The sequence below is a fragment of the Gordonia paraffinivorans NBRC 108238 genome, assembly GCF_000344155.1.
Taxonomy (GTDB): Bacteria; Actinomycetota; Actinomycetes; order Mycobacteriales; family Mycobacteriaceae; genus Gordonia; species Gordonia paraffinivorans.
Genome location: NZ_BAOQ01000078.1, coordinates 1 through 3,147, shown reverse-complemented (window position 1 = coordinate 3,147; position 3,147 = coordinate 1). Strand labels below are relative to the sequence as shown.

The window sequence follows — 3,147 nt, the reverse complement described above, 5'->3', positions numbered from 1 at the left end:
AAACCGAACCTGTCACCAGTTCGTTCCTCACGCCCTCACAGCCCGCTCGCGGGTCTCTGGATCGAACTTCCTTGGTGCAGCCATACCGGCATTCTCCTGGTGAGATCACGGTCTCCACCAGACCCAGGACGGTTCAGGCTAGTGGCACCAAACCTGAACCGCGACAACCGATCGTTGTTGGTCAGCGACTTCCAACACGTGGCGCCAGTCTCATCTTGGCGGACACCCGACAAGTTTGGTGAGCTTGGCGTGAACCTACTCACCACCACCCCCGCCTCCACCACCCCCGCCGTCACCACCCCCGCCGTCACCTCCTCCGCCGCTTCCGCCGTCGCCTCCTCCTCCGCCGTCGGAGCCGCCGTCGCCCCAGCCGCCGTCGGATTCCGCCCAGCCTCCGTTGTCGTCTGCCCAGACCAGGGCGGCACCGCCGCCCACGGTGAGCGAAGCAGTGCCCACCTCGCGCGAACGGTGGGTCCGTGGCAGCAGCCCGGACGGGTCGGGTACGAGCGCGGACTGCGGCACCATGCGACCCATCAGCCAGCACTCGTTGTTCGTCCGGTCCACCACGATGACCGCGCTCGACCGAGAGCTGCGGTTCAGAAGGTACCCGTCCAACCGGGTAGAAATGACCGCCGGCATACTGGTGCGGTCGCCGAGGAGCGCGACGGTGGTCTCACCAGCGAGCGCGGCGGCCAGACCGCTGTCAGGGACGATTCGCTCCAACACGCCCAGTATGGCGACCCGCTGCGAGTTCCCGCTAATGCGCGAAGCCATCCAGTTGTTGGGCTGCTGTGCCACGAGAACCAGGTCGGGCGCAGCATCGGGGTCGAACCGGCGCAACGTGATCCCTCGGCGCACCCGGCGGGCGCCCTGCCGGATCGCAACAATCAGAGCCACGGCTGGGGCCACCACCAGGAACGCGGATAGCAGCAGCCAAATGGCGATGCCAAACAACACACCCATCCACTGCTTGTCGTCTGGGGTAGCACGAGAGACCTCGTTGATCCACACTAGCGGGCTCAACACCCTCCAGCCGCGTTCGTTGACCATGGTCCCCGTGGGGAGCATCAGCCAGATCGCAGCCGCAACGCCCAGCAGCAGCGGCCCGACAGCACTGAACAGGCTACCGATAGCGGCACGGGCGATAAGTGATCGATTCACTCGAAACCTCCTTCGCTGCTGCCATACTTTCCGACGCGACGGCGGAACCAACTCACCGACCCCGATACAACCGGCGGGGGTGGGTCGACCGGCGCTGAACCGGCAGTAGTCGCATGCCATGACCGGTCGCACCACGCTGGCGCGTCCAACCCCGTAATTCCCGTCAGACTTCTGAGCACACGCTCGACGGCGACCTTCTGCGGAGGAAGGGCGTCAATATCAGCCATGGTCACCCGCGATCCCGGAAAGCAATCAATAGCCTCTTTCCAGGTGATCACGCCCCGCACCTGGTCGGCGTGATCAACAGCATCGACCCGATCCAGCACTAGCAGGAACAAGTCGTCGACTGCACGCTTCTCGGCCTCGATCTGATCGTCAGTGACTCGGTGATCAAGCTTGGCCTCGACCCCAACTGTTCGCCCGCCGACCAGTTCCATGACGATGTCGATGTTTGCTGTCCCCTCGCACCGAACACGGTCGACAGATGCACCGGAGAGAGCAGCGACTTCGCCACGTTCAGCGAGAAGGGGACTGTCTGAATATCGGTGGGTGGGGTCCGGCCTGATCCGTGAGGAGATGGCCGGACCCCACCCACCGATATTCAGACAGTCCCAAGCTTGGGGGTTATCTGAGGACGAGTCCAACGATGATTCCGACTGTGAAGGCGATGAGGGGGTAGGTGATGAGGTGTCCTACCCATCCGGTGAACAGGCATTTCATGGGGTTGTTCCGAGTGGGGTTGTGATCGTCGAGTCGAACCATAGTTGTTCGATCGTGGTGAACTCGGTGTTGAGGTTTTGCCAGTCGGCAGCTCGTGAGGTTGAGGTCAGTATGGACAGGTATGTGTTGCCGGTATCGGTGGTGTAGGACAGTTGTGACCGCCGAATGTGTAGCTGCTGGCCGTGGTGGAGATAGGTGCCTTCATCGCGGCTGAGTGCCCCGGCAAGAGTGATGCTGTGCGACAAGATGGTTGGGGTGTCGAGCGTGGCGATGTCGCGTGCGGTGCCGACCTCGCCAAGGTGTAGGGGTGGGGTTCTGCCCAGGTCGAAGTATTGGATCGCCACGTTGGGCGGGAACGTCGGGTTGTTGTGCGGGCGGATCAGGATGCGGCTTGCCATCAACGAGATGGCCGTCGCGTTGTCTGCCTCGATCCACGGACGCGGCGCTGCGAACGCGAGTTGCTCGGTGACTTGGCGCAGGAGTGCGGGATGACCCGAACGACTTACGGCGTACTCCACACCTGCTATCACTTCGTGCTCCTTTGATCGGCAGCGCGCTGGTCTGTGTGCCGTCACAGGTTGACCCCAAGATAGCAACCCAGGGCGAAGGCGATGATGGACGGCGCGTTGTACAGCGGAAAGAAGAGGAAGGAAAGACTGGGCTGGCCGAGATAAGTGCGTGAACGTCCATTGGCAGGGTGCTCGCCGTGGGATTCCACCCAGGAGGGTCGGTCGCGTGACACGCTGTGGCGTGGTCTGGTCCGTCTCGTTCTCGGTGAGTTGTCTCGAGATCTCAATCGAAGAGTCCTTTGATCGCTCGGGCAGCGTCGGCGCCGGCCTGACTCCCGATCGCGGCGCCGATGCCAGCGCCCACGGCTGTTCCGATCGGTCCAGCGAAGGAGCCGACCACCATACCGGCGGCGGCGCCGGCCACCGCGCCACCGGCGATGGCGCCGCCGGCGGTTACCGCAGCGTCGCCGTAATCCTGCTCACCTCGTGCCGCTTTGCTCACCTCATCAGCGATCGTCACAGCGGCTCCCGCCATGCCTGCCCCGCGGCTGAGTCCTTTGCCGACTTTACTCAGGCGTGAGAGCTCGTCTGAACTCAAACCGGCTCGCCCTCCGGAGTGCCGCGGTGGCCGGTCGATGGCGTGCTGGCCTGTTTGCCGGAACGCCACCCGGCGGCGGGACGAGTAATCGAAACTCGCCAGGACGGGCTGCACCTTATATTGGTAACCCTGCATATTCGACTTCTGCATATTCTCGGC

Annotated in this window: 3 protein-coding genes and 1 pseudogene; all 4 read right to left on the bottom strand. The window is 63.5% G+C overall.

All coding sequences use genetic code 11. The features are described from left to right. Window positions 1-255 precede the first annotated feature (255 nt). On the bottom strand, window positions 256-1,161 hold the full coding sequence (locus tag GP2_RS21900) for a hypothetical protein (RefSeq protein WP_006902606.1): 906 nt from the start codon (window positions 1,159-1,161) through the stop codon (window positions 256-258). Beyond that, a complete protein-coding gene (locus tag GP2_RS21760; protein ID WP_006902605.1) occupies window positions 1,158-1,598 on the bottom strand; it encodes a hypothetical protein in 441 nt (146 codons plus the stop codon). The genes GP2_RS21900 and GP2_RS21760 overlap by 4 nt, the downstream gene beginning before the upstream one ends. Window positions 1,599-1,877: 279 nt before the next feature. Then, on the bottom strand, window positions 1,878-2,411 hold the full coding sequence (locus GP2_RS20685) for a hypothetical protein (protein ID WP_006902604.1): 534 nt from the start codon (window positions 2,409-2,411) through the stop codon (window positions 1,878-1,880). Between the two features lie 262 nt (window positions 2,412-2,673). After that, a pseudogene (locus tag GP2_RS20680) lies at window positions 2,674-3,147 on the bottom strand (hypothetical protein); the annotation flags it as partial.

Bases quoted from the DNA above. Each gene is read 5' to 3' on its own strand.
- GP2_RS21760 (WP_006902605.1), bottom strand. From the start codon at position 1,598: ATGGAACTGGTCGGCGGGCGAACAGTTGGGGTCGAGGCCAAGCTTGAT.